Below are 26467 nucleotides of genomic sequence, written 5' to 3'. Positions count from 1 at the left end.
TTTTAAGGAGAACAAACAATGACTAAAGAAGAAATTTTAAAAGACGTACAAGATATTGCTCAAGACGAATTAGATGTTGAACCAGAAAAGATCACAATGACTACTAACTTTAAAAATGATTTAGATGCCGACAGTTTGGATCTTTTTGAAATTTTGAATGAATTAGAAGACAAGTACGACATTGATTTAGATGCCGATGACAGCATTCAAACTGTTAGTCAATTAATTGACTTCGTTCAAACAGAAATGGATAAGCAAAAATAATGAGTTACGGTATTCTGTTTAGCGGTCAAGGTGCACAAAAAGCAGGAATGGGACTTGATTTTTTAGAAGATCCTTTGTTTAAAGACACGATCGAAAAAGCTAGTTCTGCCAGCCATCAAGATTTGATTGCTATTTTTGAAGATAAAAATGGCGAGCTAAATAAAACAATCAATGTGCAGCCCGCTTTGGTAGCTTTTGAAATTGGCATTTACCGCATGCTAAAAAGGGACACTGATTTAAATATCGGTGGTATGGTCGGTCTTTCTTTAGGTGAATACAGTGCAATGTGTGTAAGTGGTGCCTTAGATTTAGAAAACTGTTTGAGTTTGGTCAGTGATCGCGCACGTTATATGCAAGAAGATGCTGATCAAGTGGAAAATGGAATGGCCGCCATTTTAAAGCCAGATTTAGATGAACTTGAAGTCTTGATTGACGATTTACAAAGACAAGCTAAGCGTGTTTATATCGCTAACTATAATTCGCCTAAGCAAGTTGTTATTGCAGGTGAGAAGAGCGATGTCGAACTTGCACTTAAACAAATCAAAGAAAAAGGCTTAGCTCATCGAATCATTATGTTGAAAGTTAACGGAGCTTTCCATACGCCACTATTTGATCATGCCAAAGCTAAAATGACTAAACGGTTAGCAGATGTGGATTTTAAAGAAAATTCAGTTCCAGTTATTTCAAATACAACTGCTTTACCTTTTGATAAAAACTGGGGTGAAATCATGGCTAAACAATTAGCTGTACCAACTCACTTTGGTAGTTGTGTGAAATATTTGATTGAACATGACCAAGTTGATCGAATTTTAGAAATCGGACCAGGCAAAGTTTTATCTTCGTTTGCTAAACAAATTGATCGTCACCTTAAGTGCAGTCACATTGGCAGTTATGCAGAATATCAAGCTTTTGTAGAGGAAGAACATGGAATTAAAGGATAAAGTCGTTTTTATTACAGGTTCAACTCATGGAATCGGCGCCGCAATGGCGATTGCTTTTGCTAAGCAGGGCGCAAAGCTGATCTTGAATGGCCGAAAAGAATTGTCTGAAGATTTAAAAAATGCTTTAGAGCAAGAAAATGTTGAATATCAGTATCTACAAGCGGATTTGACTCAGGTTGACTTAGATGAATTAAGCAAAAAAGCTTGGGATTTATTTGGTCAAATTGATATCTTGGTGAACAATGCCGGTTTAGCCAAAGACAAGATGTTCATTGGCATGCATGAAGCTGATTTTGAAAAGGTGCTTAATTTAGATTTGAAAGTACCATTTTTCTTAAGTAAAGCAATCATGAAGAAAATGAACAAGCAACGCTCCGGCGTCATTATTAATTTATCTAGTGTGGTTGGTTTACACGGCAACGCTGGGCAAGCTAATTATGCAGCCGCTAAGGCAGGGCTAATTGGTTTAACTAAATCAATCGCTCGCGAAGGAGCACTTAGAAGTATTCGCGTTAATGCAATTGCACCGGGCATGATTGATACCGAAATGACGCAAAAGTTGTCCGACAGAGTTAAGAAAAATATTTTAGAACAGATTCCTTTAGGTCGTTTTGGCTTGGCCGAAGAAGTAGCCCAAGGTGCGGTTTTCTTAGCTCAAAATGATTATGTTACTGGTCAAACAATTGTGGTTGACGGCGGAATGACTATTTAGAGAGGCAATATGCAAAGAGTAGTAATTACAGGAATGGGCGTCATTGCTCCCAATGGTAATGGCGTTGAAAATTTTGTTAAGAATTCTCTAGCGGGCAAAATTGGTATTAAACCAATTACTAAATTTGATGCATCAGAAACTGGTATTAGTGTGGCTGGTGAAATCGATAATTATGACAAAAATGACTATGTCGGCAAAAGAGAAGCCAGAAGGTTAGATTTATATTCTCAATATGCCATTCAAGTTGCCAGTGAAGCAATGGAGATGGCTGGCATTGATGATAAAAATACTAATCCAGAAGATTTAGGTGTGATTTTTGGTTCCGGAATAGGTGGATTAACTACTATTCAAGATCAAGTTATTCGAATGCATGATAAGGGTCCAAAACGTGTATCACCATTCTTTATTCCAATGGCAATTGCCAATATGGCGGCCGGTAATATTTCTATTCGTTTTAATGCTAAAAATATTTCAACTTCAATCGTGACTGCCTGTGCTTCAGGAACTAACTCAATTGGTGAAGCTTATCGCCGAATTAGAGAAGGGGATGCACAAGTAATGATCACTGGTGGTGCTGAAGCAACTATCAATGAAACTGCCATCGCCGGTTTTGCGGCATTGACTGCTCTATCAACTAGTACTGACTCTAATCATGCATCTTTGCCCTTTGATCAAGATCGAAATGGTTTTGTCATGGGTGAAGGTGCCGGTGCATTAGTTATTGAAAGCTTGGAACATGCACAAGCTCGTGGTGCCAAAGTTTTAGGCGAAATTGTTGGTTACGGTGCAACTAGTGATGCATATCATATTACTTCGCCTGATCCTGAAGGAACTGAAGCCGCTCGTTCAATGAGCAAAGCAATTATGCAGGCCCGTATTACTCCTGATCAAGTGGGCTATGTTAATGCGCATGGTACTGCTACTCATGCTAATGATGCTGGTGAAAGCAAGGCAATCAATCAAGTCTTTGGTAAAGACTGCTCAGTTTTGGTTAGCTCAACTAAAGGAATGACTGGGCATTTGCTAGGTGCTGCTGGAGCAATTGAAGCGGTAATCACGGTTGCTAGTTTAGAAAAAGGTGTTTTGCCACCTAACGTTGGTTGTTTTAATCAAGATCCAGAATGCCAAATTAATTTAGTTAATCAGGATAATCAAAAGCAGAATATTGAGTATGCAATTTCTAACTCTTTTGGTTTTGGTGGACACAATGCAGTTTTAGCATTTAAGAAGTGGAGTGAAAAGTAATGGATTTAGAAAAAATACAAGCCTTAATGAATCAATTTGAAGATTCAGATTTGCGTGAATTAAAAATTGATGATGGTGATTTCCATTTCTATTTGAGTAAAAACAAGAATAAGATTTCTCAACAACCAATAGTTAAATCCACAAATCCAATTGAGAAAACAGAACAGGCTAAAGCTTTTACTCCTAAGTTTGCTACCCAAAATGCTAAATCGGTTAAAGCGCCAATTGTTGGAATTGTTTATTTGCAAGCAAAACCAGATCAGCCTGCATTTGTTAAGATAGGCGATCATGTTAATAAAGGCGATACTATCTGCATTATTGAAGCAATGAAGATGATGACGGAAGTTAAGAGTGATTTAACGGGTACCGTTACTGGCGTAAAGGTTGAAAATGAAGATTTAGTTGAAGTAGGTCAACCGTTAATTACTGTAGAGGAAGATTAATTTATGAGCGAAGAACTAGGAATTAACGAAATTAAAACGATTATTCCACATCGTTTCCCCATGCTATTAATTGATCATGTTTTTTCACTTAAGGCAGGTCAAGAGGCTAAAGCCGTTCATAATGTGAGCTTTGGTGAAAGCTTTGTACAAGCAAGTTCGTCTAAAAATCCTGTTTTTCCTTCTATTTTAATTGTGGAAGCAATGGCACAAACAGGTGCAATCGCACTTTTAAGCGAAGAGAAATTTGCTGGCAAGACTGCTTACTTTGGTGGTATTAAAGAAGCTGATTTTACGGGTCAGGCACGACCTGGTGATCAAATAATTTTAATGTCGAAATTAACCAAAATTAGAAGAAATATCGGTGTTGGCATAGGTGAAGCATGGGTAAAAGATAAAAAAATTGCTCAAGCAGAGCTCACGTTTATGATTGGCTAGGTGAAAATTAATGTTTAAAAAAGTTTTGGTAGCAAATCGTGGTGAAATTGCTGTCCGTATTATTCGGTCTTTGAAAGAAATGGGTATCAAGACGGTTGCTATCTATTCAACCGCAGATCGTGAAAACCTGCATGTTCAATTAGCTGATGAAGCAGTTTGCGTTGGTGGACCACAACCTACAGATTCATATTTAAATATTAAAAATATTTTATCGGCTGCGATAGGTACTGGGGCACAGGCGATTCATCCAGGCTATGGTTTTTTATCTGAAAATGCGGAATTTGCTCAAATGTGTGAGGACTGTGGTTTGATTTTTATTGGACCCAAATCTAAGATGATTGATCAAATGGGCAACAAAGAGCACGCGCGTCAGTTGATGATGGCTCATGGTGTTCCAGTAACTCCTGGTTCAAAGGATTTTATTAAAGATGCTGATGAAGCTAAAAAAATTGCGGCAAAAGTTGGCTATCCAGTTCTACTTAAAGCTGCAGCTGGTGGTGGCGGTAAAGGAATTAGACAAGTAGCTGATCCTAGCCAAATGGCGACGGCTTTAGCATCAGCTCAAAGTGAAGCTAAAAATGACTTTGGTGATGATCGAATGTATCTGGAAAAGGTAATGCAGAACGTGAAGCATATCGAAGTTCAAATCTTTCGTGACGCATTTGGTCATGCAGTTTATTTTCCAGAACGTGATTGTTCTTTACAGAGAAATAAGCAAAAAGTTTTGGAAGAAAGTCCATGTGATTTGATTACGCAAACTGAACGTGAAAATCTAGGACAAATTGCGGTCAGAGCTGCTGAAGCAGCTGATTATGTCAACACTGGTACAATCGAATTTTTGATGGATTCAGAGCATCATTTTTATTTTATGGAGATGAATACTCGAATTCAGGTAGAGCATACCGTAACTGAAATGGTAACAGGGGTTGATTTGGTTAAAGCACAAATAAAGGTGGCTAGTGGTGAACCATTGCCTTTTACGCAAGAAGATTTAAAAGTTAAGGGTCATGCAATTGAATGCCGTATTAATGCAGAAGATCCGGCCAGTAATTTTATGCCATCGATTGGTAAAATAAATTATTTGTATTTGCCTGTTGGTAATCCAGGGATGCGAATCGATACAGCACTTTATCAAGGACAACAGATTTCGCCATATTATGATTCGATGTTAGCTAAAGTCGTAGCCTTGGGTTCTACGCGTAAAGAAGCGATTGTCAAGATGAAACGGTTGCTTAATGAAATGGTTTTACGAGGCGTAACTACTAATCAAGAATTTCACTTAAGTATATTAAATGATCCTACTTTTATTAAAGGCAATTTTACTAATACTTACCTTGAACAGATTTTTATGCCGCAATGGAGGAATGAAATAAATGAAACTATTTCCGCGTAAAAACACTCCAACTGAGACTCATATTAAGGCAGATAAAATAGCAGATGATCGTGTGCCCGATGGTTTGCTTCGTGAGTGTCCTAAATGTCATCATGAAATATTTGCTAATGAATTAGATAAGTTTTGTGAATGTCCATATTGCTTTTATGGTTTTAGAATTTCTGCTAAAAAACGCTTGGTTTGGTTAGTTGATAAAGCATGGGAGTGGAATAAGGATATTGAACCTTCGGATCCATTGCATTTCCCTGATTATCCAAAAAAGATTGAACGTGCTCAAAAAATTAGTGGTTTAAAAGAATCGGTATGGACAGGCTTAGCACGAATAAATGAAACTAAGTTTGCTTTAGGTATTATGGATCCCACTTTTATTATGGGTTCGCTGGGACAAATGACTGGTGAAAAATTAACGCGTTTATTTGAAAGAGCTACAGAAGAGCACTTACCAGTGGTATTATTTACAGCTTCAGGTGGTGCCAGAATGCAGGAAGGAATCCTTTCTTTAATGCAAATGGCCAAGGTATCTAATGCAGTTGCCAAGCATAGTCAAGCTGGACTTTTTTATTTAGTTATTTTGACAGATCCGACTACTGGTGGAGTAACTGCTAGTTTTGCTAGCCAAGGCGACATTATTTTAGCCGAACCACATGCGATGGTAGGCTTTGCAGGTCGAAGGGTGATTGAACAAACTATTCATGAAAAAGTAGCACCCGATTTGCAAGATGCAGAAAATGTGTTAGCTCATGGTTTTGTTGATCATATTGTCAAACGTCCACAAGAAAAGAAAACAATCGAATGGTTAATTAAGGTAGGTGGAGTTCATGACTAAAACTGCAATGGATATCGTTAAGGCAGCAAGAGATGAAAGCCACATTTCTGGACATGAACTGCGTAAATTGCTTTTTCCAGATTTTTTTGAACTTCATGGCGATCGCTGTGGTAATGATGATCCAGCAATAGTAGGTGGTCTAGCTACTTTTAATAAAAAAACAGTAACAGTAATTACAACTAGTAGAGGACATTCTATTAAAGAAAGAATGCAAAAACATTTTGGACAACCTGAACCAAGTGGTTATCGTAAAGCCTTGCGCTTAATTCAAGATGCAGGCAAGTTTAGACGGCCGGTCTTTTTATTTGTAGACACAGCAGGAGCTTATCCTGGCAAGAGTGCAGAGGAAAATGGTCAAGGACAGGCAATTGCTCATAATTTACTTAAAATTAGTCAGATTCCAACGCCAATTATTACGATCATGTATGGCGAAGGTGGCTCTGGTGGTGCCTTAGCACTTGCTTGTGGGGATGAAGTTTGGATGCTAGAAAATAGTATTTATTCTGTTTTGTCGCCAGAAGGTTTTGCATCTATCTTGTGGAAGGATGCGACGAGAGCTAGTGAAGCCGCGGAGGTTATGAAATTAACGCCTAATGATTTGTTAAAAATGGGTGTTATTGAAGGCATTATTGCTGAACCCGATGATCATCAAAAGGTTTGTCAAAATATTGTCGAAAAATTACAGAATGAAATGCATAAGTTGAGTGGCTTATCTGATAAAGAATTGCTAACTAGACGATACAAAAGATTTAGGAAATTCTAGGAGAAAAAATGAGTGGAATTTTAACAGGAAAGAAAATCTTGGTAATGGGTGTTGCCAATAATCGTTCTATTGCATGGGGCTGCGCTCAAGCAATGGAAAAACAAGGAGCAGAAATAATTTATACTTATCAAAATGAGCGATTAAAGAAATTTATTAGTAAATTAGTTACTGATGAAAATCGTTTAATTGAATGTGATGTATCTAGCGATGAAAGTATTGAACAAGCTTTTAACACGATTGAATCTCGTTTTGGCAAGATTGATGGTATTGTTCATGCGATTGCTTTTGCTAAAAAAGAAGAATTAGGCGGTTCAATTCTAAATTCAACTAGAGAAGGATTCAGTCAGGCGCTTGATGTTTCAGCTTATTCTTTCCTAGTTGTCGCTAAAGCTGGCGTAAAAATATTAAATAATCCGGCCAGTCTTGTAACCTTAACTTACATGGGATCAGAAAGAGCATTGCCTAATTACAACACCATGGGTATTGCCAAGGCTGCTTTGGAATCAAGCATGCGCTATTTAGCACGAGATTTAGGTGCAGATGGTATTCGCGTAAATGCCATCTCTGCAGGCGCAATGCGTACTCTAGCCGTTTCTGGTATTAAAGGACATGCAGATTTACTCAAGATTTCTAAGAGTGAAACTGTTGATGGTGTTAATGTTACGCAAGAAGAGGTTGGTAATACCTGTGCTTTCTTAATGAGTGATTTGGCTAGTGGTGTTACTGGAGACGTGATTTTTGTAGATAAAGGTGTCCATTTGCGCTAATGCAAATATATGAATATCGGAAAGTTACTTCAACGCAAGATTTAGCCAAGAAGTATTTAGAAGAAAAAAATAATAAAACTGCGGCCTTTATTGCACAAGAACAAACTGCAGGTTATGGCAAAAGAGGACGATCGTTTTATTCACCTGCTAAAACAGGAATTTATCTAAGTATCGCTTTACCTAATTTTAAAATAGATCTAAATTATGCAGGTTTATTAACACTGGCAATTGGAATTTCAGTAGTTCCAGTGCTTAAAAAGCAGTTTCCAGCAAATGATTTTCAATTAAAATGGGTTAATGATATCTATTTAAATGATAGAAAAATTGCTGGCATCTTGACAGAGAAAACTAAATTTGGATTAATTGTTGGAATAGGTATAAATATCACTACTACATCTTTTCCTAGCAGTATTTCAGATCATGTCGGTAATATCACGCAAAGTGATGTTGATAATAATCAAATTAGTCGAAAATTAGTTAAAGCAATAATCCAAGCTACCAAGACTTATCAAAATGCTAAATTTTTAGATAACTATCGGGAGCTTTCTTATCTGAAAAATAAAAAAGTAACTTTAAAAGTAGGCCGCAAGCATATTACTGGTCGAGTAGTAACAATTGATAATCAGGGGCGATTGGTTATTGCATGTCAAAACACTCTACGAAGATATTCAAGTGGTGAAGTTATCAAGGTAGAACTTAATAAGTAAAAAAGTACGTGTAAAAAATTGCATGTACTTTTTTTACTTACTTTGAATATATATATAGTTAAAAAATAAAGCAACGAGTATTCGTAACAAGTGTTATATATGTGTGATATCATTAAAATGTAATTGAATGATAAATTGTAAAATATTTCTAGAAAAGCAAAGACTGCGTTTCTAGGTAATAGTACTTTACATCATATATGAATATATTTAGAAAACTGGAGAATAAAATAATGTCTCTATTTAGCAGAAAGAAAAAAGTTGTCATCAACTATGTTGACCTGGATGAAGATAAGAAAATAATTACGAGTACTGGTGAAATAATAGGTAAGGCTGGCAAAGCAGTTGATTACAGTAGTGCTGATGAGCTTAAAAAGTTAGCAGATCAAGGTTATAAGCTTAGTTATAACGAGTACGATCCAACTGGTAGTGCACCTGCTTTTTCTAATGAGTCTTTGTATACTTACACTATTTCGTTAAAACATGATACAGAAGAATTAGATCATGCGGATGCTAATTTAGGCATCACTAAAAACGATCTTGAAAGAGTCGGCAAGCAGGTTGTTCATTATAAAAGTGCCGCAACTAGAACCCCTCAAGATAATGTTAGCTATGTTACTTTTAAGCGTAACGTCATGATTGATAAGGTGACTAAGAAGATAGTTGATTCACTTGATTGGCAACCTGAAAAGCAAACTTATTTGATGGTTACCACTCCTGAAATTCCAGGTTATATCACTGAAGACCCAGTAGTTGGTGGAGAAACTGTTACACCTGATGATTGTGATCGTGAATACACCGTTGAATATGAAATTAACCAACAACCTTCTACTGAAGATCAAACGGTTAAAGTTGAATATGTTGATCATGATGATGAAAACCAAGAGATTGTTACCGATACTTTGACTGGCCAAGCAAACATGTTGGTTGATTATGATCCTAAGAACACAATTGAGAAGCTTGAAAAGCAAGGCTACACTTTAGTAGATAATGGATATAATCCAGTTGGTGAAGTCCAATTTTATAGTAATAATGATGACTACGTTCCAACTTATATCATGGCGATGAAGCATACAATTGGTCCAGTTGATGTCGATCATCCAAATGACAAAGTTGAAAAAGCAGAATATCTCAGAGAAGTAGAATTCGCCGTTAATTATGAAGGTGCAGGTTCTGCTACTCCAAACAATAATGTTTAAAAAGCTAGATGGACTCGTAGTTTAACTATTGATCGAGTTACTGGTAAAATTTTTGCGGATGGTCAATATATAACCGATTGGCAAGTAGATCGTGAAAATTATGATGATGTACAAGTGCCAGTAGTTAAAGGCTATCATGCCGATAAAAAGTCGATTGCAGGTGGCAAGGTTACACAAGTAAGTGTAAATAAGAAGGTTACCTACACTGCTAATGGTCATATCATTCCAGTTGATGTAGACGGTAACAAGATTGCAGGTGCACCAACTCCTGTTTTTGAAACTGACCCTAAAGATCCAACTCAAGTTTTAGATCAACAAGCTGTTCCAACTATAGAGGGTTACAGCTGTGATATTAAGACAACTGCTCCATATGATCCTGCCAAGGATTTGGAGATAACTTACAAGGCTGAAAAGAAAGAGTCTGCTAAGCCAGCAACGCCAGAAAAGAAGGAAGAACCTAAGGCTGCTACAGAACCAAAAGCAGCTGCCTCAGAGCTTAAGCCTAAAAAAGATCAAAACGATCAAGTTGCAATTATTAACTTTATCGTTTTGGACAACAATGGTAAGCAATTAACCTCATCTGGTCCACTTACTGGTAAACCAGGTGAAAGCATTAATGATTTGTACAGTACTGAAATTCCATTGAAGGCAATTGCTCAAATTGGTTATCACGTCGTCTTCACCGTTGGTTTGAGTAAATCAGCTAAGAGTGAAACCAAGGCTAAGGCACCTGAAAAGCAATCCGATGTGGATCTTGATGCAGTCAGAGAAGCAACTATTAATAATAAAGATACTGCTGCTATGGCATTGGGTATCGCTGCAACGATTATTAGTTTAATTGGTGTAATCGGTAAAGAAAATAAGTAAAGCTTTTCAGTGATAATTAGTGTAAGCGAATACAATTAAAGGGTATAATGTATTTAGAAAGAGGGTCATGATTATGGCTGAAAATGAAGAAAGAATTATTAGAAATAAAATTGAAGAGATTGTTAATCACGATCAAGAAGTTAAGAATAATCCTGAGTTGATGGATATTTTTAGAGTTGCCTATGGCAGGAGGGATGCAGGCAAGCCAATGCAAGTAGTAGCTTTAGCACTTGCATTGGCTGGCTACATTACTAGTCATGGTCCAGGCGAGACCCCAGACAGCGTCCTAGACTTGCATAAAGAAATGCAGAAGTTGTCGGGAATTTAGATAAATATTAATTACGTGGATTACTTGTTTATAAAGATTCGCGTGAATGCGGATCTTTTTTGTATAAAATTGGCTAATGAAACAAAAATGCAAGTATAAATTTACACTGCTATGCGCTTACATAATTGAAAAATCAATACCAAACAAAATCTCACTTGTGAAACATAGCCATAAAGCCCGTCATATCGAGCTTTTTGACAAAATAAAACAAAAATCCACACATAGTGTGGATTTTTCGGGTTAGTTATTCACAATTTAGACCAACTTAGCACCTAATGAATTCTTGAAATGATCCAGTGCCCATTGTTGCCCATATTTAGTGAAGGTAGCAACTGCATCGGTTGGAATCGTAATATGATAATTTAGATTATAAGCTGCAATGGCGGTGTGCAAGACACAAATATCGGTGCAATCACCCGTTAGCCAAAGATCGTCAATTTTTCTTTCTCTTAAGTAATTATCTAGATTGGTGTTTTGGAAAGAAGAATAACGATTCTTGTTGAACTTGTAAACTTTGTCGCTATCTTTGTGGACATCATACCAAGTTTTGATTTTGCCATACAATTCTTGTCCAGAAGTGCCAATAATATTGTGTGGTGGGAAAAGTTTGTATTCGGGACTAAATTTATCGTGAGTGTGACCATCTGTAGGGAAGATCACATAATCACCATTTTGATAAAACTCATCAGCTAATTCTAGAATGTGACCCTCAATTGCTTGCCCAGGTTTACCACAAGTTAGTGCACCGTCATCAGCGATGAAATCATTAGTGTAGTCGATAATCAGTAGTGCTTTAGTCATAATTTACCTCTATATGTTTCTGTATTCTGAAATCAGTTTTTGTTGTAAGTCGGCTAAATTCTTTGTCAAAAAGACAGGATAACGATCAGGGTTAACTAGACGCTTAGTAGCTGTTGGTAATTCTGCGATTTTTTGATGAGCGAATTTTTGAATGGCAAAAGTGTCAGTTTCAATATCTTTTTCATGATCAGGAGTTAAAATTTCACTCAAAAGTGGTTTAGCTACAAAGTCTTTTAATTCAACTTTGTCGCAAGTGGCATATACATCCGCATTGACTGCAGAAATAGTGTCACCGATTTGTTCATCATTTAATGCAATGACATCAGCAAAAGCCTTATTAGGTTCATTTTTCTTATAGAGACGGTAAACTTGCTTATTGCCTGGCAAAGTAATCTTTTCACGACTGTTACTAATCTTGATCTTAGGTTTCCATTTACCGTTGTTCTCAAGTTCAGACATTTTGTAGACACCGCTTAAAACTGGGCTAGATGAACTCGTAATCAAACGTTCACCGATACCAAAGTTATCAAGTGGTGCGCCATCTTCAAGTAAAGCTTTAACGATGTGAGCGTCTAAAGCATTGGATGCAGTGATCTTAGCGTTAGGGAAGCCTGCATCGTCTAACATCTTTCTAGCCTTTTTGGCTAATTGAGTAATATCACCAGAGTCAATTCTGATGCCAACTGGTTCATGACCAGCAGCACGTAATTCTTTGAATACTTTGATAGCGTTTGGAACACCAGAATTTACCACATCGTAGGTATCGACTAATAATGCGGCTGTGTCAGGATAAATTTTGGCCCAAGCTCTAAATGCAGTTAATTCATCCGGAAAACTTTCAATCCAAGCATGAGCCATTGTGCCAGCTGCTGGTACATGGAAAAGTTTAGCGGCTAAAACGTTAGAGGTGCTGCTGCAACCACCAATGATTGCGGCACGAGCACCGTAGGTTGCAGCGTCAGGACCTTGAGCACGGCGAGCACCAAATTCCATGACTGCACGACCATCAGCTGCATTTGTAATTTGCCACGCTTTAGTAGCAATTAGTGATTGATGGTTAATAATGTTTAATACTAATGTTTCCAGTAATTGAACTTCCATTAATGGACCAGAAATAGAAAGAATTGGTTCTTGTGGCATAACTGGTGTACCTTCAGGGATAGCTTTAACGGTACATTGATTTTTAGCATGTTCAAGATAATCGAGAAAGTCAGCGGAGAAGTGTTTCAATGAGCGTAAGTAGGCGATGTCATCGGCAGTAAAGTGCCAGTGCTTGATTTCATCTAGTGCTTGCATTAAACCAGCACTAACTACGAAACTACCATGGTCAGGAACGTTACGGTAGAAGACATCAAACCGTGCTTGCTTATTATGTGGCAGAGTTTGAAAATAGCCGTTGGCCATTGAAAATTCGTACATATCTGTTAAAAGTTCATGATACATTTTTCTTATTTGCTCCCTATTCTTTTAAGTATAATTTACTTTAATTACTTCAAAAATAAAAGTATAATCAACTTTTATTAGTGTCGATTGTAGCACGTTATTTAGCGAGTGCAAGTTTTAACGCAATTTAAAGATCTTAGGTGGTCGGCCAGAACGCTTAGTAGAAGCTGTTCCTACTTCTTCAAAAATGTTTTTATGGGTTTTCTTAAAGTTAGAATTATCAATTTTGTCGACTGTAGTTTTTAAGAAAATAGCGTAAACTTCGCGTGCTTGTCGCAGAGTAAATGTTGGTCCTAAGATTTGAAGTACTGTTGGTTGGTAATCTAGCTTGTTCTTAATTCGCTTGATAGCTGCAATTACGATTAGATGGTGATCAAAGGCAAGTTTAGATTGTTCGGTTAAGGTTAGATCAATATCATTGTTTTTTAAATAAAAATGTTGGTCCTTAAAATTAAATGTGAACCATCTTGCTTCTGTTGCACCATAGCCAGGCTTAAGTTGGGGCATAGCGGGCAAAAAAGTCATATAAGCTAAAGCTAGTGCACGTTCACCACTAACTCGATTAGGGTCAGTAAAAGTAGCCAACTGTTCAGTGGCACCATGAGGGATGGACATGCCAATTTTATCTTTAATCAGTCGGATACAAGCAGCATCTGCACTTTCATTTCTACGTAACAGAGTTTCAGGCAATGCCCATTTATTCTTAAAAGGTTCATTAGCTCGTTTAATTAACAAAATTTGAGGCAAATGAGTGTTAGGATTGAAACTCCAAATGATATTCGTAATCGTAATTAAAGGACGAGCAACAATTTCTTCATCCAAATAAATCACCTCGAAAAAAGATCATTCAAATACGTAACTACGTAAATTGAATGATCAAATTTTTATTAAAAATTAGTTTTTATTATCTTGATTATCGTTTGAATCTTCATCATGATTATCTGACTTAGTAAAGTCACCGTTCATTGTGTTAGGCCGACCTGTTTGATAATCAGTTTCATGCTTTTCGACTCTAGGTGAAACTTCATTGGCTTCAGGCATTACCATTGCTGCAATAATATAAAGTGCAGTGCCCGGGAAGAAACCAGTGAAGATAATTAAAGCAGCACCAATGATTCTTACCCAAGCTGGATCTACATTGAAGTAGTTAGCAATTCCACCAAAAACACCAACTAAAATTTTGTCTTGTGATTTAGTTAATCTTTTTTGCATAATAATAGCCTCATTTCTAATCTCGCTATTGGTTACTTGTAATTATACAGCATAAGGGATGCAAAAGGCATTTGGAGGATTAAAATATAAAGCTTTGTGTAAGAAATATTATTTATCTTTTTGTAAAATAAAAGGTCTAGCATTTACTAGACCTACCTTTATGCCCGCTAAAGGATTCGAACCTTCACTCAGTCACCTGAACAGCGACCTGAACGCTGCGCGTCTGCCAATTCCGCCAAGCGGGCATTTTTCTCATGTACATGAATAATCATACCAAATATTTGGTAAAATGTAAGCATAAATATACTTTATTATGCAAAAGGATGGAATTTCATGTTTTTTAGTAAAAAGATAAAACGAACTTTTATTAGTTTTGTTGCTGCAATTTCGTTGATTTCATGTGGGGCGGTTTTCACAACGCCAGTACATGCCGACGCCACTAGCAGCTACCAAGCTGATCAACTTAATTTGAACGTTAAGTCTGCTATTGCTATCGATAGCGATTCCGGTCAAATTTTATACGCCAAAAATGCAGATAAAACCTTACCAATTGCTTCAATGACCAAATTGGTCACTGTTTATTTAACTTTACAAGCAATTAAGAATAAGAAGTTATCATGGGACCAAAAAGTAAAGCCCACCGCTCCAATCGTGAAGGTGGCTAACAACACTGAATATTCAAATGTACCACTTAAAATGGGACATTCTTACACTATCAGACAACTTTACCAAGCAACGTTAATTGAATCAGCTAACGGTGCCGCAATGCTTTTGGGTCAAACCATTGCCGGCTCACAAAAAGCTTTCATTAATCAAATGCGTGCGCAAGTTAAAAAGTGGGGCATTGAAGATGCCAAAATCTACACCGCTTGTGGTTTACCTAATGGTAATTTAGGCAAGGATGCTTACCCTGGCGTTAACAAGAACGATGAAAACACTATGTCAGCCAAAGACATGGCAATTATCGGACAAAACTTGATCAAGGATTTCCCAGAAGTTTTGGACACAACTAAGATTGCCCGCTTAAACTTTAAGGATGGCAATAAAGTTACTAAGATGGCTAACTTCAACTGGATGCTTAAGGGTCTTTCTCAATATGACGAAGCATACCCAGTTGATGGTTTAAAGACTGGTACCACTGATGCTGCAGGTGCTTGCTTTATCGGTACAGTTGAACACAGTGGTGCGCGTTTGATCACTGTAGTTATGGGTGCACGTCACCAAGACGGTACCGATCCATCACGTTTTATCCAAACTAAGAAGTTGATGAACTTTATTTTCAACAAGTATCGTCCAATTACGATGACTGCTGGCAGTCAAATGAATGGTGCTAAGTCAATTAAGGTTACTGACGGTGACAACGCAACTACTAACTTGGGCTTGAAGAACAGAATTACTATTTGGGATCCAGCAGATGACAAGACTTTAGTAGCTAGCTTAGATAAAAAGACTGTTGAAGCACCAATTACCAAAGATCAAACAATCGGCAATTACCAATTCAAGTCTGGCAATGAAAAGATTGTTTCTTTGTCAAACCCTAACGGCATGAATGTTAAAGCAAAAGCCTTATCAGCTAATGGTAAAGTCAACTTCTTTGTAAGAATTTGGCGCTGGCTTTTCGGAGGCAGATAAAATGACAGAAATTACTGAAGCGATATTAAAAAAGGTTATTACGAAGAGATCAAGTGATACGCATAAGGGCGATTATGGTCGAATCCTTTTAATTGGCGGTGGCGAAAACTATGGTGGCGCCATTATTATGTCGACTTCAGGAGCGGTCAATAGTGGTGCAGGACTTACCGCTGTCGCAACCCATCCGGTCAATTTAACTGCGCTTCATGCACGTTTGCCTGAAGCAATGTTTATCGATTGGCGGGATGCCAAGCTGGCTAATTTGATTAAAAATATGGACGTCGTGGTTTGTGGACCTGGGCTTGGCATGTCCGATTTAGCCAAGCAAATTATGGTTATTCTGAGAAGATGTACTTCAGAAAAACAAACGGTAGTCCTAGATGCCAGTGCGCTTGACTTGATTAGTCAAGATAAATCGCTTTTACCAACGAATGCAGGTCATTTAATTCTTACGCCCCACCAAATGGAATGGCAGAGACTGAGTCAAATTAGAATTCCATTTCAAACAGATAGTGCCAATATTGATGCTTTGAACCAACTAATTCCAGATAGTAATGCGATGTTGGTTTTAAAATCAAATCATACCCATATCTATGATGGCAAAGGTCAAGTTTTCGTTAACCCTTTGGGCAATCCAGGTATGGCAACTGGCGGCATGGGCGATACGCTTGCCGGTATTATCGGCGGCTTTGTAGCTCAATTTGGTCCAAGCGTCGACACTGTTCTGGCAGCTGTTTACATTCATTCTCTAGCTGGCGATTTAATTAATAAGGATAACTACGTTGTTAAACCAACTGAGGTTTCTAAAGTATTGCCTAAATTAATGAAAAAGTATTCAGAATTATCGTAAACATGTTAAAATTTTAAGTATAGTAAAATAGCATCCCGATTCAGGGATGTTTTTTAGCGTAACGCTTTAATATGCGCGAAGCATTAATTATAATAGTTAAGATTATTTTTAAAAAAGAAGATTAACACGTTTATGAAGAAAAACATTATTATTGGAGTGGCCAGCATCGTATTGGCTTTTGGAGCAATTATCGGTTTAGCTAACGGTTGCGCACCAAAGTCTGATATCTCTCAAGAAGCAGCTACCATTCAAAGTAAGACGACTAAACCAAAGAAAAAAGCTAAGAAAAAGGCTAAACAAAATACAGAAATTTTTCGTCCATATAAAGATCCTAAGGATTTAAGAAAAGAAGGCACTTGGCGTCAAAAGAGTGAGACTAAGAAACATCCTAAGATTAGTCCAACAGAAAAAGATTTAACTTTACGTGTCTCACTTGAAGGCAATCGTACTTACTTGTTAAGAAAAGGCAAGGTAATTTACACCATGCTTTCTACTGGCGGTATTTTCAAGAAGGGTAAATCTCTTACGCCAACGGGTACTTACAGTATTCAAGGCGGACGCGGCGATAGTTTCTTCAATTATAATTTAGGAGAAGGGGCTAACAACTGGACAAGCTGGAGTCCTGATAATGTTTACTTATTCCACTCTGTACCTACTAAAGGTGATGGCAGCTACAATTTAAAGGAAGCTGCTAAATTAGGTAGAACGCAAGGCTCTCACGGCTGTATTCGTTTAAGTGTTCCTGACTCTAAGTGGATTATGGATAATATTCCTAATGGTACTAAAGTAGTCATCAAGAATCATTAAAAAATTAGACAGATATGCAAATGGTCATATCTGCTTTTTTCGTTAAAATTTGTGGCACGCCTTTATCATTCCTGTTATAATCATCTTTGCTAGTAGGTTAAAAGTAGTAGTTATTTTTCTGTTTTAGCGAGTCCAAGTTGGTGGAAGTTGGATATCAGAGAATAATGAAGGCGTGTTTAACTGATTAAAATAATGATTTAAATAAGCGGATACTTTGTATCAATTTGAGTGGTACCGCGGGTTAGTAACTCGTCTCTTTCTAGATAATAGAAAGAGGCTTTTTTATTTGAAAAGAGGAAGAAAATGGACTTTAAAAACGAAGTAGTTGATTTAGTTTCAAGCCAAGTTGATTTGCCTAAAGAAAAAATTGCTGCATTAATTGAACGTCCAAAGAATGCTAAGATGGGTGACTATGCTTTTCCAGCATTTATTTTGGCTAAGACTATGCACAAGAATCCTGCAATTATTGCCAAGGATATTGCTGAAAACTTAAGCAGTGATGACTTTGCCAGCATCCAAGCTGTTGGTCCTTACGTTAACTTTGCCATTGACCATGAAAAGCTTGTTTCATCAACTTTGAAGGATGTTTTAGCTGAAAAGGAACACTACGGTGATCAAAAGTTAGGTGAAGGCAATGTTCCAATTGATATGTCATCTCCTAACATTGCTAAGCCAATGTCAATGGGGCACCTTCGTTCTACTGTAATTGGTAACTCAATTGCCAAGACGATGGAAAAAGTAGGTTATACTCCAATCAAGATTAACTACCTTGGTGACTACGGTACTCAATTTGGTAAGTTAATTGCTGCTTACAAGCACTGGGGTAACGAAGAAGACGTTAAGAAAGACCCAATTATGAGTCTTTTCCATTACTACGTTCGTTTCCACAAAGAAGCTGAAAATAATCCTGAACTCGATGATGAAGGTCGTGAATGGTTCAAGAAACTTGAAGACGGTGATCCAGAAGCAGTTAAATTGTGGAAATGGTTCCGTGAAGTTTCTCTTGAAGACTTCAAGCGCATTTACAACGAATTGGGCGTAACTTTTGATTCATACAATGGTGAAGCATTCTTTAACGACAAGATGCAACCAGTTATTGATGAATTGAAGGAAAAAGGTCTTTTACACGAATCTCAAGGTGCACAAGTTGTTGACATGGGACCTGACGAAAACCCAGCAATTATCGTTAAGTCAGATGGTACTTCAATTTACTTAACTCGTGATTTAGCTGCTGCTGAATGGAGAATGAAGGAATACAACTTCGTTAAGATGCTTTACGTTGTTGGTAACGAACAAGCGCAACACTTTGTTGAACTTAAGACTGTGCTTAAGAAGATGGGTTACGACTGGGCAGACGAAATCCACCACGTTCCATTTGGTTTGATTACTCAAGGCGGTAAGAAATTATCAACTAGAAAGGGTAACGTTGTCTTCCTTGATCAAGTATTGAAGGATGCAGTTTCTCTTGCTAAGAAGCAAATTCAAGAAAAAAACCCAGATTTGGCTAACCAAGACCAAGTAGCTCATGATGTTGGTGTAGGTGCCGTTGTTTTCCACGACTTGAAGAATGATCGTCTTGATAACTTCGACTTTAACTTGGAAGAAGTCGTTCGTTTCGAAGGCGATACTGGTCCTTACGTTCAATACACCAATGCTCGTGCTCAAAGTGTATTGCGTAAAGCTGCCGCGATGGGCGAAAAGCCAAGTGACACTGATTTAGCTCTTGATGATGATTGGGCATTTGCCGTAGCTAAGGATTTAGCAGACTTCCCAAGAATTGTGGCTAGAGCTAGTGAAAAGTTTGAACCATCAGTAATTGCTAAATATTCTCTTGATTTAGCTAAGAAATTTAACAAGTACTATGCAAACGTGAAGATTTTAACTAAGAACGATAAAATTGGTGCTCGTCTTGCCTTAGTTCAAGCTACATCAATCGTCTTGACTGAATCACTCAGACTTTTAGGCGTAAATGCTCCTAAGGAAATGTAAGCAAAATCGTGAAAATTTAAAAAATAGCGCTTACATTTTGTGAAAAATTGTTCATAATAGAATTATTAGGGTACAATATGCATGTAAGATATTTAGGAGGTATTTTTTTATGGCTTATTTTGACAACGGTAATCAAATCTTTAAGGATGCTCGTAAGAACCATTACGCTGTAGGTGCTTACAACACTAACAACTTGGAATGGACTCGTGCAGAATTACGTGCTGCAGAAGAAACTAGAACTCCATTGTTGATCCAAGTATCAACTGGTGCTGCTAAGTACATGGGTGGTTACAAGTTCGTTAAGGACATGGTAGCTGACCAAATGGATTCAATGAACATCTCAGTTCCAGTTATTTTGAACTTGGACCACGGTGACTTTGAATCAGCTAAGGAATGTATCGCACTTGGTTACTCATCAGTTATGTTTGATGGTCACAAGCTTGATACTGAAGAAAACTTAGCTAAGACTAAGGAAATCATCAAGTTAGCTCACGAACGTGGTATTTCAGTTGAAGCTGAAATTGGTAAGATTGGTGAAAACCAAGGTGCTGACGGCGGTGAATTAGCATCAGTTGAAGACGCTAAGGCTTTCGTTGCTGCTGGTGTTGACAAGCTTGCTTGTGGTATTGGTAACATCCACGGTGTATACCCAGAAGGCTGGAAAGGCTTGAACTTCGACCGTCTTAAGGAAATTGCTGAAGCAGTTCCAGAAGAACCACTTGTATTGCACGGTGGTTCAGGTATTCCTGAAGATCAAGTTAAGAAGGCTATTTCACTTGGTATCGCTAAGGTTAACATCAACACTGAATTCCAATTAGCATTCCAAAAGGCTACTCGTGAATACATCGAAGCTGGCAAGGACTTAGACAAGGGCAACAAGGGTTACGACCCACGTAAGTTGTTATTGCCAGGTACTGAAGCTATTACCGACGCTATGAAGGAAATGATTGGCTGGTTAGGTACCAAGACTATTGATGACGAACTTAAGGATGCATCATTCGACCGTTCATCATTAAACGAAGAATAATCATTTGATTATTAATTAAAATAAAGCTCAGCTTTTGCTGGGCTTTATTTTTTGCATAATTTATCTTTTCACATTAATCCAGCGACCATGAACTTCAATTTTGCCATCTTTTTCTAGTTCTTTTAACTTACGACTGAATGTCTTCGGCGTAATTCCTAAATAACTGGCTAAGTCCTTTTTCTTTAGTTCTAATTTTACTTCATTTTTGCCTTGCTCATTGGCAAGGTCATTCAAGTAAGCTAATATCCGTTCTTTGGCATCCAAGGTGTTTCTAAGCACCGAATTATGTTCAATTGCGACTAACTTTTTACCGAAATTATTTAAAAGCTTCAATGACAAATCTGGTGTTTTCTGCAAAAGTTTTTGAAAATCTGCGCGGTTAATTGAGCAAACCCAGGTGTCCTCCACAGCTTCAACAAAGTTTTCATTTTCGCTTTGTTTGAATAAATGTTGTTGTCCTTCAATGTCACCTTTTTGGAGTATACCTAGCACGACTTCCTTAGTTACTGTAATTTCTGAATAGGATTTTTTCATGCATAAATTTGTATAAATTGAGCCGACCATCAAAGAAGTATAGAATTAGATGTATCTTAATGAAAGTATTAGAAAGTGTAGCAACATAGATATGAGTAAATACGATCAATTGTGGCAATATATTAAAGACAACAAAACTGGCGATTTTGAGCTTTCATTTGATGAAATCGAAAAAGCAGCAGGACCGCCAATCGACCATTCATTTTTGCATTATAAGAAAGAACTGCCTGACTATGGTTTTGAGGTAAAAAAGATTTCACTCAAGAACAAGACAGTTAAGTTTCATCAATTATAGAGGCAGGACATGGCATACGATTTTAAAAAAGAAGAAAAGCAGTTTTATCGTCCAGGCAAAAAGCCTGAATTAATTGATGTTCCACAGATGCAATATATTGCTGTTCAAGGTCAGGGCGATCCAAATCAAGAGGGCGGAGAATACAAGCATGATCTTGTATAGTTTAGCCTATACAATTAAAATGAGTAAAAAGGGCTCACATCAGATTAAAGATTATTTTGACTTCGTGGTTCCACCGCTTGAAGGATTTTGGTGGCAAGATGGCGTTAAAGGCATTGATTATGCTCATAAAGAAAGATTCAATTTTATTTCCTGTATTCGAATGCCTGAGTTTGTGACAGATGAAGTTTTGGCTTGGGCTAAAAAAGAAGCTGCAATTAAAAAAGGCTTGGATTTTTCGTCAGTCAAGTTAATTACTTTGACAGAAGGAAAATGCGTACAAATTATGCATCATGGTAGTTATGATGATGAGCCTGCTACTATCGCTAAGATGCATCAATTCATTGCTAAAAATGATTTGGGATTAGACTTTTCAGATCAGCGTCGTCATCATGAAATCTATTTATCAAATCCTCAACGTACAAAGTTAGAAAATTTAAAAACGATTATTCGCTTGCCAGTTAAAGAAAAGAAGATAAAAAATGACTAAAAAAGTTACGCCACGTTTGGTGATGGCGATTTTATCGGCAGGGATGCTCTCATTTTTGGGAATCCTTGATGAAACGGCAACGACAGTTACTTTTCCAATCTTGACTAGAGACTTTGCAATTACTACCGATCAAGTTCAATGGGTTAATACCCTGGTGTTGCTAGTGATTGCAACGATTGTGCCAATTAGTTCACAGATCAGGTTGAGAATTCCTACCAAAAAAATATTTATTCTAGGAGTTTCATTATTTATATTGGGCTTACTGATTGATATCGTTACTCCATGGTTTGATCTTTTGTTAGTAGGTCGAGCCTTGCAAGGAATTGGTAGGTATAGGCTTGCCGCTAATGTATAACATTATTCCGGCAGAAGTACCAAAAGAAAAACTCGGCTTCATGATGGGGATTGGAACGATGATTACCGCTTGTGCCGTAGCCTTTGGTCCGGTGTTTGGTGGTGTCGTGACTGATGCGCTTAATTGGCGCTGGATTTTTATCATTTCACTGTTTCTGATAGTAATTAGTTTACTAACAGGAATCTATTCAATTCGCCAGATCAATCCTTTGCAGAAGGTGAAGATCAAGTACGGTCAGTGGCTGTCTTTTGCTGTTGCTTTAGTTTGCTTAATGCTAAGCTTTACTCGAATTGCCAAATATTCATTCCTGTCAGTTCCAGTTTTAGGCTTTTTAGTTTTAGGAATCATCAGCTTATTAATTTGGCTAAAATATCTTGGTCCGATAAGGAAGCCTTGATTAGTCCTCAATTATTTAAAAATTTGCGTTTTAGCATGCAACTAATTGCCTATTGTTTTGCTAAAATTGCGACTTTGGCCTTAGGCTTCATCTTTCCAATCTATGTGCAAGCCGTTAATCATGGATCCGTTTCTCTGGCTGGTTGGATTACATTTCCAGGTGTGGTGATAAATGCCTTGATGGCAGCCTTAGCAGGAAAGCTGCTCGATAAAAAAGGTGCGCGTTTGCCGATCATTATTGGCGTAATTGCCAGTCTAACTAGTTTGATTTTGATGAATATATTAGCACCACTCAGCAGTATTGCCATTGTATTATTGTATGTTCTTTATTATGGCGGTTATGGGATGTGTTTTGGCAGTCTGATGACCAGTGGATTGATTACTTTGAGCAAAGCCAACCATGCCCAAGGCAACGCGATCTTCAATACTTTGCAGCAATTTTCTGGAGCACTCGGAACTGCATTAGCTGGGACTTTGATTGCGATTGCACAAAATAATCATGTAGGTAATGGCACGGCAATAGGTTCTAAGTGGACGTTTATGGTGCTGCTTGTGCTGATAATTGTTAATTTAGTCCTTGCACTAGTATTTGTACCGAAGAAGAAAAGTAAATAGTAAAAGGTTAAATTTATGACTTTTAAAAAATGATAAAAGTTTAAAATTTTTAGATACTGTGGAAGCATTACAAGGCAAAAAAGAGGTAGAAAATCATACCATTACTAAAATTGGTAGTTTAAAAGATTTAGATCAATGGATGGATAGTTTATGATTTGTAAGTTCAGTGAAAGCTGAACTTTTTTATTTTGCTTTATTTAATAATTAAAATCTTCGAAAAATTGATCAATACATTAAGCTAAATCATGGTAATTTTGATTAATATAGAAAGCATAAAGTAAAAGGCCCAGCATAAGCTGAGTCTTTTAAATTTCTTTGAAAAATTGGTACAAATATTCTCGATAAGCAAAGGCCATGATGACGTTGCGCAGCATTTGCTTTTGACTGGTGTTATCATGACCGATCTTTTGCAGTTCTTTCTTTTTGTTGAAAACATATAATAAGACATTCTGCAATTCAGCGGCAAAGTAATTATAAGCAACTTCGGTTGAATAGGTCTTTTGCTGGATGGCAATCGCCTTGCGCAGGTCTTCTTGATCCATCACGTTTTTGGCAATGGTGATAAAAAGTAGGGTGGCGATTTGCTCACGGCTGTATAGCCGGCCTTCAGGGGATGCAATTAGATCATGTTTAACATAATTGCTGACCATTGAACTCGTAATCTTGATATTTCCTAAGGGCGCTAAACATTGATTTATATAGTTCACTACTTGCTTTAAATATAATCCCATTGCAGGAATTTCTTGGTATGAAGGAAATTTTAATTGTTCTACTGCTACTTTCTTTTTTATATTTTTTGTCCTCACTTTGGTTAAATTTTTGAAGGTTCTGTCAATTAATCTCTTGCTATAAGTTTTTTAAAAACTGCTGATCAGATTTCAGACTGGACTAGGAAGTTAACAAGACAGCATATGCTTCAAACGTTGCTTGGGCAGATTTATTAGGAAGACAAGAAATTAGGGCAGGAGAAGTAAATCATGAAGATGGTGATATTGAAAAGACGGTAACTTACAGTAAAGTGATAATTCCGCCAACGGATGAACATCATGACTCAAAGGAAAAGAAGCCGGAAGTTTCTGAAAAGTCAAAGAAACCAACTGTTTCAGACAAGCATTCAACTCCAAAGAAGGAGCATAAAGTAAAGAAAACTAAGAAGGCAAAGAAGAATAAGAAAGTTAAGGTGGCAAAGAAACATACAACTAATTCAAGTAGATTAGCCAATAGATTAGCCAAGGCAGAATCTAAGAAATCTGCTAAGTCATCGACATGGTCGAATAACCGTGGACCTAAGAGTGAATGGACGAGTAATCACGGACCTCAGGTGAATGGATGAGTAATAATGGTCCTAAGTCCGAATTTAACGGTGCTGATGAGACAGCTAATAATAAGCCAAAGGCAAGTGATGAAGAATTGCCACAAACTGGTGAAAAGGATAATAAGCTTGGAATTTTAGGTTTATTGTCAGTATCATTAGCAAGTCTATTTGGATTAGGCGAGAAGAAAAAGAAGGAAGATTAGAAGTTTTAAGTATCGTAACTAATAAAAGGCTCTATAATTATTAAGAATAAAGTCTAGCGTTTGCTAGGCTTTATTTTTTTGCAGATTTGCTTTAGATTCTAGCTAATTGAACTTACTATAAAAGAAATATAAAATGAAAAGTACGAATTATAAAAAATCTATAAAATAGAAAATTCAATTATAAAAGAAGTATAAAAAGAGATTACATCTTGAGGATTGAAAAATAAATAATGAGTAAGTACGATAAATTATGGCAATATATCAAAGATAATGAGACTGGGAATTTTGAGCTTTCCTTTGATGAGATTGGTCAACAGGCTGGAAGTGACCTTAGACAATTCTTTTTTACGCTATAAAAAAAGAATTGCCAGCATATGGCTTTGAGGTTCAGAAAATTTTATTGAAGAATAAAGTGGTGAAGTTTCATCAGTTGTAATGAAAGTTATTAATAACTAAAGTAGTAATTTGTGATAATATTTTCAAAATTGGTAGCTATGCTTTGTTTTAGAAAAAGACTAAGATATGAATAAAAATGGGAGGATTAATAAGTTACTATGAAGAAGGTTTTATCTTGGCCAGTATATTATCAACTATCAGAGATTTATACGGCGCCGTTAAACGTAGTGTGGTTTGTCTTTGGCGCGGCAATGGCGTTTCAACAATATCACATGTTTAATTTGATTAATATCTTGCTGTGCTTGGTGGATGTTTTTCTGTTTGATTTAGCAGTTAATATCGCTGATAATTACTATGATTATCTTCATGGCAAAGATCGACATTTTTTGACTGATATAAATCCAATTGGACGACTGAAGTTACCTTTGACTGATGTTAGGAATTTAGTGTGGATTAGCTACTTTATCTCAGCGATTCCGGGTATCATTTTGGTTTATCGTACTGGTTGGCCCGTACTAATAATGGGGATTGTGGGGTATTTATTGGAATATTTTACATTGCAGGGCCTAAGCCGCTAAATGCAATGTGAATTAGTGGTATCTTTTTTTATTTCGTATTTCATTATATTAGTAAGTATCTACGTTACAATTTATGGCGTCTACCCTTTGACCTGGAACTTGGCGTTAACCACTGTGATAAGATGTTTGCCTTTAACACTTATTTTCTATGCTTTGCAATTAGCCAATAATACTTGTGATTTGCACGAAGATTTAAACAATGGACGCCATACTTTAGCCAGTTATACGGGAAAAAAGAATGCTCTTAAAATAATTAAGGCGTTGATTATTGCGGGATTACTGTTTCCAATTGCCGTTGTTCTTTTTGGTTTGGCAAAATGGCCACTGATTTTTAGTTGCTTTTTGTTGCCGATATTATGGCCAAAATTAAAACAATTCTTTGAACATCCGGATAAACAGACCACCTATTTACAAATGATTAAGTATCTATCAATATTCTTTATTACGTATATAGCCATTTACACAGTTTTGGTTTTAGTTTAA

Annotated in this window: 30 protein-coding genes, 1 tRNA gene and 4 pseudogenes; 28 read left to right on the top strand and 7 right to left on the bottom strand. The window is 37.0% G+C overall.

Features of this window, described 5'->3' with window-relative positions:
- Positions 1-18 precede the first annotated feature (18 nt).
- From LA20531_RS03205 to LA20531_RS03145, 14 genes and pseudogenes are all read left to right on the top strand, one after another.
- On the top strand, positions 19-264 hold the full coding sequence (locus tag LA20531_RS03205) for an acyl carrier protein (protein WP_013642356.1): 246 nt from the start codon (positions 19-21) through the stop codon (positions 262-264).
- Positions 264-1205 carry an ACP S-malonyltransferase gene (locus tag LA20531_RS03200; protein ID WP_013642355.1) on the top strand — a complete coding sequence of 314 codons (942 nt, stop codon included), beginning with the start codon at positions 264-266 and terminating at the stop codon, positions 1203-1205. Before LA20531_RS03205 ends, LA20531_RS03200 begins: the two co-directional genes overlap by 1 nt.
- On the top strand, positions 1189-1917 hold the full coding sequence (locus tag LA20531_RS03195) for a 3-oxoacyl-ACP reductase family protein (RefSeq protein WP_013642354.1): 729 nt from the start codon (positions 1189-1191) through the stop codon (positions 1915-1917). The genes LA20531_RS03200 and LA20531_RS03195 overlap by 17 nt, the downstream gene beginning before the upstream one ends.
- Before the next feature lie 9 nt (positions 1918-1926).
- Positions 1927-3162 carry a beta-ketoacyl-ACP synthase II gene (gene fabF, locus LA20531_RS03190; protein WP_013642353.1) on the top strand — a complete coding sequence of 412 codons (1236 nt, stop codon included), beginning with the start codon at positions 1927-1929 and terminating at the stop codon, positions 3160-3162.
- Positions 3162-3605: an acetyl-CoA carboxylase biotin carboxyl carrier protein gene (gene accB, locus LA20531_RS03185; protein WP_013642352.1), complete on the top strand. Its 444-nt coding sequence runs from the start codon at positions 3162-3164 to the stop codon at positions 3603-3605. The genes fabF and accB overlap by 1 nt, the downstream gene beginning before the upstream one ends.
- Before the next feature lie 3 nt (positions 3606-3608).
- Positions 3609-4040 carry a 3-hydroxyacyl-ACP dehydratase FabZ gene (gene fabZ, locus LA20531_RS03180; RefSeq protein ID WP_013642351.1) on the top strand — a complete coding sequence of 144 codons (432 nt, stop codon included), beginning with the start codon at positions 3609-3611 and terminating at the stop codon, positions 4038-4040.
- 10 nt (positions 4041-4050) lie between these two features.
- Entirely contained in the window at positions 4051-5433 is a 1383-nt protein-coding gene (gene accC / locus LA20531_RS03175; RefSeq protein ID WP_056939790.1) for an acetyl-CoA carboxylase biotin carboxylase subunit, read from the top strand.
- The gene (locus LA20531_RS03170) at positions 5414-6259 is read left to right on the top strand and encodes an acetyl-CoA carboxylase carboxyltransferase subunit beta (RefSeq protein ID WP_013642349.1); all 846 of its coding nucleotides are present in this window, start codon (positions 5414-5416) and stop codon (positions 6257-6259) included. The genes accC and LA20531_RS03170 overlap by 20 nt, the downstream gene beginning before the upstream one ends.
- Positions 6252-7022 carry an acetyl-CoA carboxylase carboxyltransferase subunit alpha gene (gene accA / locus LA20531_RS03165; protein ID WP_056939791.1) on the top strand — a complete coding sequence of 257 codons (771 nt, stop codon included), beginning with the start codon at positions 6252-6254 and terminating at the stop codon, positions 7020-7022. The genes LA20531_RS03170 and accA overlap by 8 nt, the downstream gene beginning before the upstream one ends.
- A gap of 8 nt (positions 7023-7030) precedes the next feature.
- On the top strand, positions 7031-7789 hold the full coding sequence (fabI, locus tag LA20531_RS03160; protein WP_056939792.1) for an enoyl-ACP reductase FabI: 759 nt from the start codon (positions 7031-7033) through the stop codon (positions 7787-7789).
- Positions 7789-8496 carry a biotin--[acetyl-CoA-carboxylase] ligase gene (locus LA20531_RS03155; RefSeq protein WP_056939793.1) on the top strand — a complete coding sequence of 236 codons (708 nt, stop codon included), beginning with the start codon at positions 7789-7791 and terminating at the stop codon, positions 8494-8496. The genes fabI and LA20531_RS03155 overlap by 1 nt, the downstream gene beginning before the upstream one ends.
- Positions 8497-8726: 230 nt before the next feature.
- Complete coding sequence (locus LA20531_RS11540; protein WP_233995245.1) at positions 8727-9692, top strand: mucin-binding protein; 966 nt, start codon at positions 8727-8729, stop codon at positions 9690-9692.
- Positions 9693-9707: 15 nt separating this feature from the next.
- Positions 9708-10559: pseudogene (locus LA20531_RS11530) on the top strand (mucin-binding protein); the annotation flags it as partial.
- Between the two features lie 73 nt (positions 10560-10632).
- The gene (locus LA20531_RS03145; RefSeq protein ID WP_056939794.1) at positions 10633-10887 is read left to right on the top strand and encodes a bacteriocin immunity family protein; all 255 of its coding nucleotides are present in this window, start codon (positions 10633-10635) and stop codon (positions 10885-10887) included.
- 255 nt (positions 10888-11142) lie between these two features.
- On the opposite strand, the gene LA20531_RS03140 is transcribed toward LA20531_RS03145, so the two are convergent.
- The 5 genes from LA20531_RS03140 to LA20531_RS03120 all read right to left on the bottom strand — a co-directional run bounded on the left by LA20531_RS03140 (position 11143) and on the right by LA20531_RS03120 (position 14588).
- Positions 11143-11688: a cysteine hydrolase family protein gene (locus LA20531_RS03140; protein WP_013438499.1), complete on the bottom strand. Its 546-nt coding sequence runs from the start codon at positions 11686-11688 to the stop codon at positions 11143-11145.
- Positions 11689-11697: 9 nt separating this feature from the next.
- The gene (locus LA20531_RS03135; RefSeq protein ID WP_014566105.1) at positions 11698-13131 is read right to left on the bottom strand and encodes a nicotinate phosphoribosyltransferase; all 1434 of its coding nucleotides are present in this window, start codon (positions 13129-13131) and stop codon (positions 11698-11700) included.
- Positions 13132-13248: 117 nt separating this feature from the next.
- Positions 13249-13953, bottom strand: a complete 705-nt coding sequence (locus LA20531_RS03130) for an NUDIX hydrolase (RefSeq protein WP_013438497.1) — start codon at positions 13951-13953, stop codon at positions 13249-13251.
- 72 nt (positions 13954-14025) lie between these two features.
- Positions 14026-14343 (bottom strand): PspC domain-containing protein, encoded by a 318-nt coding sequence (locus LA20531_RS03125; RefSeq protein WP_056939795.1) that lies wholly within the window; start codon positions 14341-14343, stop codon positions 14026-14028.
- A gap of 161 nt (positions 14344-14504) precedes the next feature.
- A tRNA-Leu gene (locus LA20531_RS03120) sits at positions 14505-14588 on the bottom strand.
- Positions 14589-14676: 88 nt separating this feature from the next.
- On the opposite strand from LA20531_RS03120, the gene LA20531_RS03115 reads away from it, so the two are divergent.
- The 5 genes from LA20531_RS03115 to LA20531_RS03095 all read left to right on the top strand — a co-directional run bounded on the left by LA20531_RS03115 (position 14677) and on the right by LA20531_RS03095 (position 20648).
- Positions 14677-15975 (top strand): serine hydrolase, encoded by a 1299-nt coding sequence (locus LA20531_RS03115; RefSeq protein ID WP_022087578.1) that lies wholly within the window; start codon positions 14677-14679, stop codon positions 15973-15975.
- 1 nt (position 15976) lies between these two features.
- The gene (locus LA20531_RS03110) at positions 15977-16825 is read left to right on the top strand and encodes an NAD(P)H-hydrate dehydratase (protein WP_013438494.1); all 849 of its coding nucleotides are present in this window, start codon (positions 15977-15979) and stop codon (positions 16823-16825) included.
- 132 nt (positions 16826-16957) lie between these two features.
- The gene (locus LA20531_RS03105) at positions 16958-17632 is read left to right on the top strand and encodes a L,D-transpeptidase (RefSeq protein ID WP_013642341.1); all 675 of its coding nucleotides are present in this window, start codon (positions 16958-16960) and stop codon (positions 17630-17632) included.
- A gap of 303 nt (positions 17633-17935) precedes the next feature.
- Entirely contained in the window at positions 17936-19621 is a 1686-nt protein-coding gene (gene argS / locus LA20531_RS03100; RefSeq protein WP_056939796.1) for an arginine--tRNA ligase, read from the top strand.
- A gap of 109 nt (positions 19622-19730) precedes the next feature.
- On the top strand, positions 19731-20648 hold the full coding sequence (locus tag LA20531_RS03095) for a class II fructose-bisphosphate aldolase (protein ID WP_025015305.1): 918 nt from the start codon (positions 19731-19733) through the stop codon (positions 20646-20648).
- A gap of 60 nt (positions 20649-20708) precedes the next feature.
- On the opposite strand, the gene LA20531_RS03090 is transcribed toward LA20531_RS03095, so the two are convergent.
- On the bottom strand, positions 20709-21182 hold the full coding sequence (locus LA20531_RS03090) for a Crp/Fnr family transcriptional regulator (RefSeq protein ID WP_056939797.1): 474 nt from the start codon (positions 21180-21182) through the stop codon (positions 20709-20711).
- A 91-nt stretch (positions 21183-21273) separates the two neighbouring features.
- On the opposite strand from LA20531_RS03090, the gene LA20531_RS03085 reads away from it, so the two are divergent.
- The 5 genes and pseudogenes from LA20531_RS03085 (at position 21274) to LA20531_RS03070 (ending at position 23492) form a co-directional block, all read left to right on the top strand.
- Positions 21274-21477 (top strand): hypothetical protein, encoded by a 204-nt coding sequence (locus tag LA20531_RS03085; RefSeq protein WP_013438488.1) that lies wholly within the window; start codon positions 21274-21276, stop codon positions 21475-21477.
- Between the two features lie 9 nt (positions 21478-21486).
- Positions 21487-22126, top strand: a pseudogene (locus LA20531_RS03080) (GyrI-like domain-containing protein).
- Positions 22119-22481: an MFS transporter gene (locus LA20531_RS11785; protein ID WP_056939799.1), complete on the top strand. Its 363-nt coding sequence runs from the start codon at positions 22119-22121 to the stop codon at positions 22479-22481. The pseudogene LA20531_RS03080 and the gene LA20531_RS11785 overlap by 8 nt, the downstream one beginning before the upstream one ends.
- A complete protein-coding gene (locus LA20531_RS11780; RefSeq protein WP_250645132.1) occupies positions 22474-22878 on the top strand; it encodes an MFS transporter in 405 nt (134 codons plus the stop codon). Before LA20531_RS11785 ends, LA20531_RS11780 begins: the two co-directional genes overlap by 8 nt.
- A complete protein-coding gene (locus LA20531_RS03070; protein WP_236943785.1) occupies positions 22842-23492 on the top strand; it encodes an MFS transporter in 651 nt (216 codons plus the stop codon). The genes LA20531_RS11780 and LA20531_RS03070 overlap by 37 nt, the downstream gene beginning before the upstream one ends.
- Positions 23493-23797: 305 nt before the next feature.
- Here LA20531_RS03070 and LA20531_RS03065 read toward each other — a convergent pair whose 3' ends face one another.
- Positions 23798-24283: a DUF1836 domain-containing protein gene (locus tag LA20531_RS03065; protein ID WP_056939820.1), complete on the bottom strand. Its 486-nt coding sequence runs from the start codon at positions 24281-24283 to the stop codon at positions 23798-23800.
- A gap of 227 nt (positions 24284-24510) precedes the next feature.
- Here LA20531_RS03065 and LA20531_RS03060 point away from each other — a divergent pair, with 227 nt between their 5' ends.
- From LA20531_RS03060 to LA20531_RS11895, 4 genes and pseudogenes are all read left to right on the top strand, one after another.
- Positions 24511-24825 carry a hypothetical protein gene (locus LA20531_RS03060; protein ID WP_056939800.1) on the top strand — a complete coding sequence of 105 codons (315 nt, stop codon included), beginning with the start codon at positions 24511-24513 and terminating at the stop codon, positions 24823-24825.
- A complete protein-coding gene (locus tag LA20531_RS03055; protein ID WP_052543162.1) occupies positions 24822-25010 on the top strand; it encodes an LPXTG cell wall anchor domain-containing protein in 189 nt (62 codons plus the stop codon). Before LA20531_RS03060 ends, LA20531_RS03055 begins: the two co-directional genes overlap by 4 nt.
- A gap of 230 nt (positions 25011-25240) precedes the next feature.
- A pseudogene (locus LA20531_RS11990) lies at positions 25241-25446 on the top strand (hypothetical protein).
- A 118-nt stretch (positions 25447-25564) separates the two neighbouring features.
- Positions 25565-26467: pseudogene (locus LA20531_RS11895) on the top strand (prenyltransferase).

Source organism: Lactobacillus amylovorus DSM 20531 (assembly GCF_002706375.1).
GTDB lineage: Bacteria > Bacillota > Bacilli > Lactobacillales > Lactobacillaceae > Lactobacillus > Lactobacillus amylovorus.
The sequence above is the reverse complement of the archived record's forward strand: the minus strand, read 5'-3'. Positions and strand labels throughout refer to the sequence as shown.

Coding starts and splice junctions, on each gene's coding strand:
- LA20531_RS03205 (WP_013642356.1), top strand. CDS start 19: ATGACTAAAGAAGAAATTTTAAAAGACGTACAAGATATTGCTCAAGAC.
- LA20531_RS03200 (WP_013642355.1), top strand. CDS start 264: ATGAGTTACGGTATTCTGTTTAGCGGTCAAGGTGCACAAAAAGCAGGA.
- LA20531_RS03195 (WP_013642354.1), top strand. CDS start 1,189: ATGGAATTAAAGGATAAAGTCGTTTTTATTACAGGTTCAACTCATGGA.
- fabF (WP_013642353.1), top strand. CDS start 1,927: ATGCAAAGAGTAGTAATTACAGGAATGGGCGTCATTGCTCCCAATGGT.
- accB (WP_013642352.1), top strand. CDS start 3,162: ATGGATTTAGAAAAAATACAAGCCTTAATGAATCAATTTGAAGATTCA.
- fabZ (WP_013642351.1), top strand. CDS start 3,609: ATGAGCGAAGAACTAGGAATTAACGAAATTAAAACGATTATTCCACAT.
- accC (WP_056939790.1), top strand. CDS start 4,051: ATGTTTAAAAAAGTTTTGGTAGCAAATCGTGGTGAAATTGCTGTCCGT.
- LA20531_RS03170 (WP_013642349.1), top strand. CDS start 5,414: ATGAAACTATTTCCGCGTAAAAACACTCCAACTGAGACTCATATTAAG.
- accA (WP_056939791.1), top strand. CDS start 6,252: ATGACTAAAACTGCAATGGATATCGTTAAGGCAGCAAGAGATGAAAGC.
- fabI (WP_056939792.1), top strand. CDS start 7,031: ATGAGTGGAATTTTAACAGGAAAGAAAATCTTGGTAATGGGTGTTGCC.
- LA20531_RS03155 (WP_056939793.1), top strand. CDS start 7,789: ATGCAAATATATGAATATCGGAAAGTTACTTCAACGCAAGATTTAGCC.
- LA20531_RS11540 (WP_233995245.1), top strand. CDS start 8,727: ATGTCTCTATTTAGCAGAAAGAAAAAAGTTGTCATCAACTATGTTGAC.
- LA20531_RS03145 (WP_056939794.1), top strand. CDS start 10,633: ATGGCTGAAAATGAAGAAAGAATTATTAGAAATAAAATTGAAGAGATT.
- LA20531_RS03140 (WP_013438499.1), bottom strand. CDS start 11,688: ATGACTAAAGCACTACTGATTATCGACTACACTAATGATTTCATCGCT.
- LA20531_RS03135 (WP_014566105.1), bottom strand. CDS start 13,131: ATGTATCATGAACTTTTAACAGATATGTACGAATTTTCAATGGCCAAC.
- LA20531_RS03125 (WP_056939795.1), bottom strand. CDS start 14,343: ATGCAAAAAAGATTAACTAAATCACAAGACAAAATTTTAGTTGGTGTT.
- LA20531_RS03115 (WP_022087578.1), top strand. CDS start 14,677: ATGTTTTTTAGTAAAAAGATAAAACGAACTTTTATTAGTTTTGTTGCT.
- LA20531_RS03110 (WP_013438494.1), top strand. CDS start 15,977: ATGACAGAAATTACTGAAGCGATATTAAAAAAGGTTATTACGAAGAGA.
- LA20531_RS03105 (WP_013642341.1), top strand. CDS start 16,958: ATGAAGAAAAACATTATTATTGGAGTGGCCAGCATCGTATTGGCTTTT.
- argS (WP_056939796.1), top strand. CDS start 17,936: ATGGACTTTAAAAACGAAGTAGTTGATTTAGTTTCAAGCCAAGTTGAT.
- LA20531_RS03095 (WP_025015305.1), top strand. CDS start 19,731: ATGGCTTATTTTGACAACGGTAATCAAATCTTTAAGGATGCTCGTAAG.
- LA20531_RS03090 (WP_056939797.1), bottom strand. CDS start 21,182: ATGAAAAAATCCTATTCAGAAATTACAGTAACTAAGGAAGTCGTGCTA.
- LA20531_RS03085 (WP_013438488.1), top strand. CDS start 21,274: ATGAGTAAATACGATCAATTGTGGCAATATATTAAAGACAACAAAACT.
- LA20531_RS11785 (WP_056939799.1), top strand. CDS start 22,119: ATGACTAAAAAAGTTACGCCACGTTTGGTGATGGCGATTTTATCGGCA.
- LA20531_RS11780 (WP_250645132.1), top strand. CDS start 22,474: ATGTATAACATTATTCCGGCAGAAGTACCAAAAGAAAAACTCGGCTTC.
- LA20531_RS03055 (WP_052543162.1), top strand. CDS start 24,822: ATGAGTAATAATGGTCCTAAGTCCGAATTTAACGGTGCTGATGAGACA.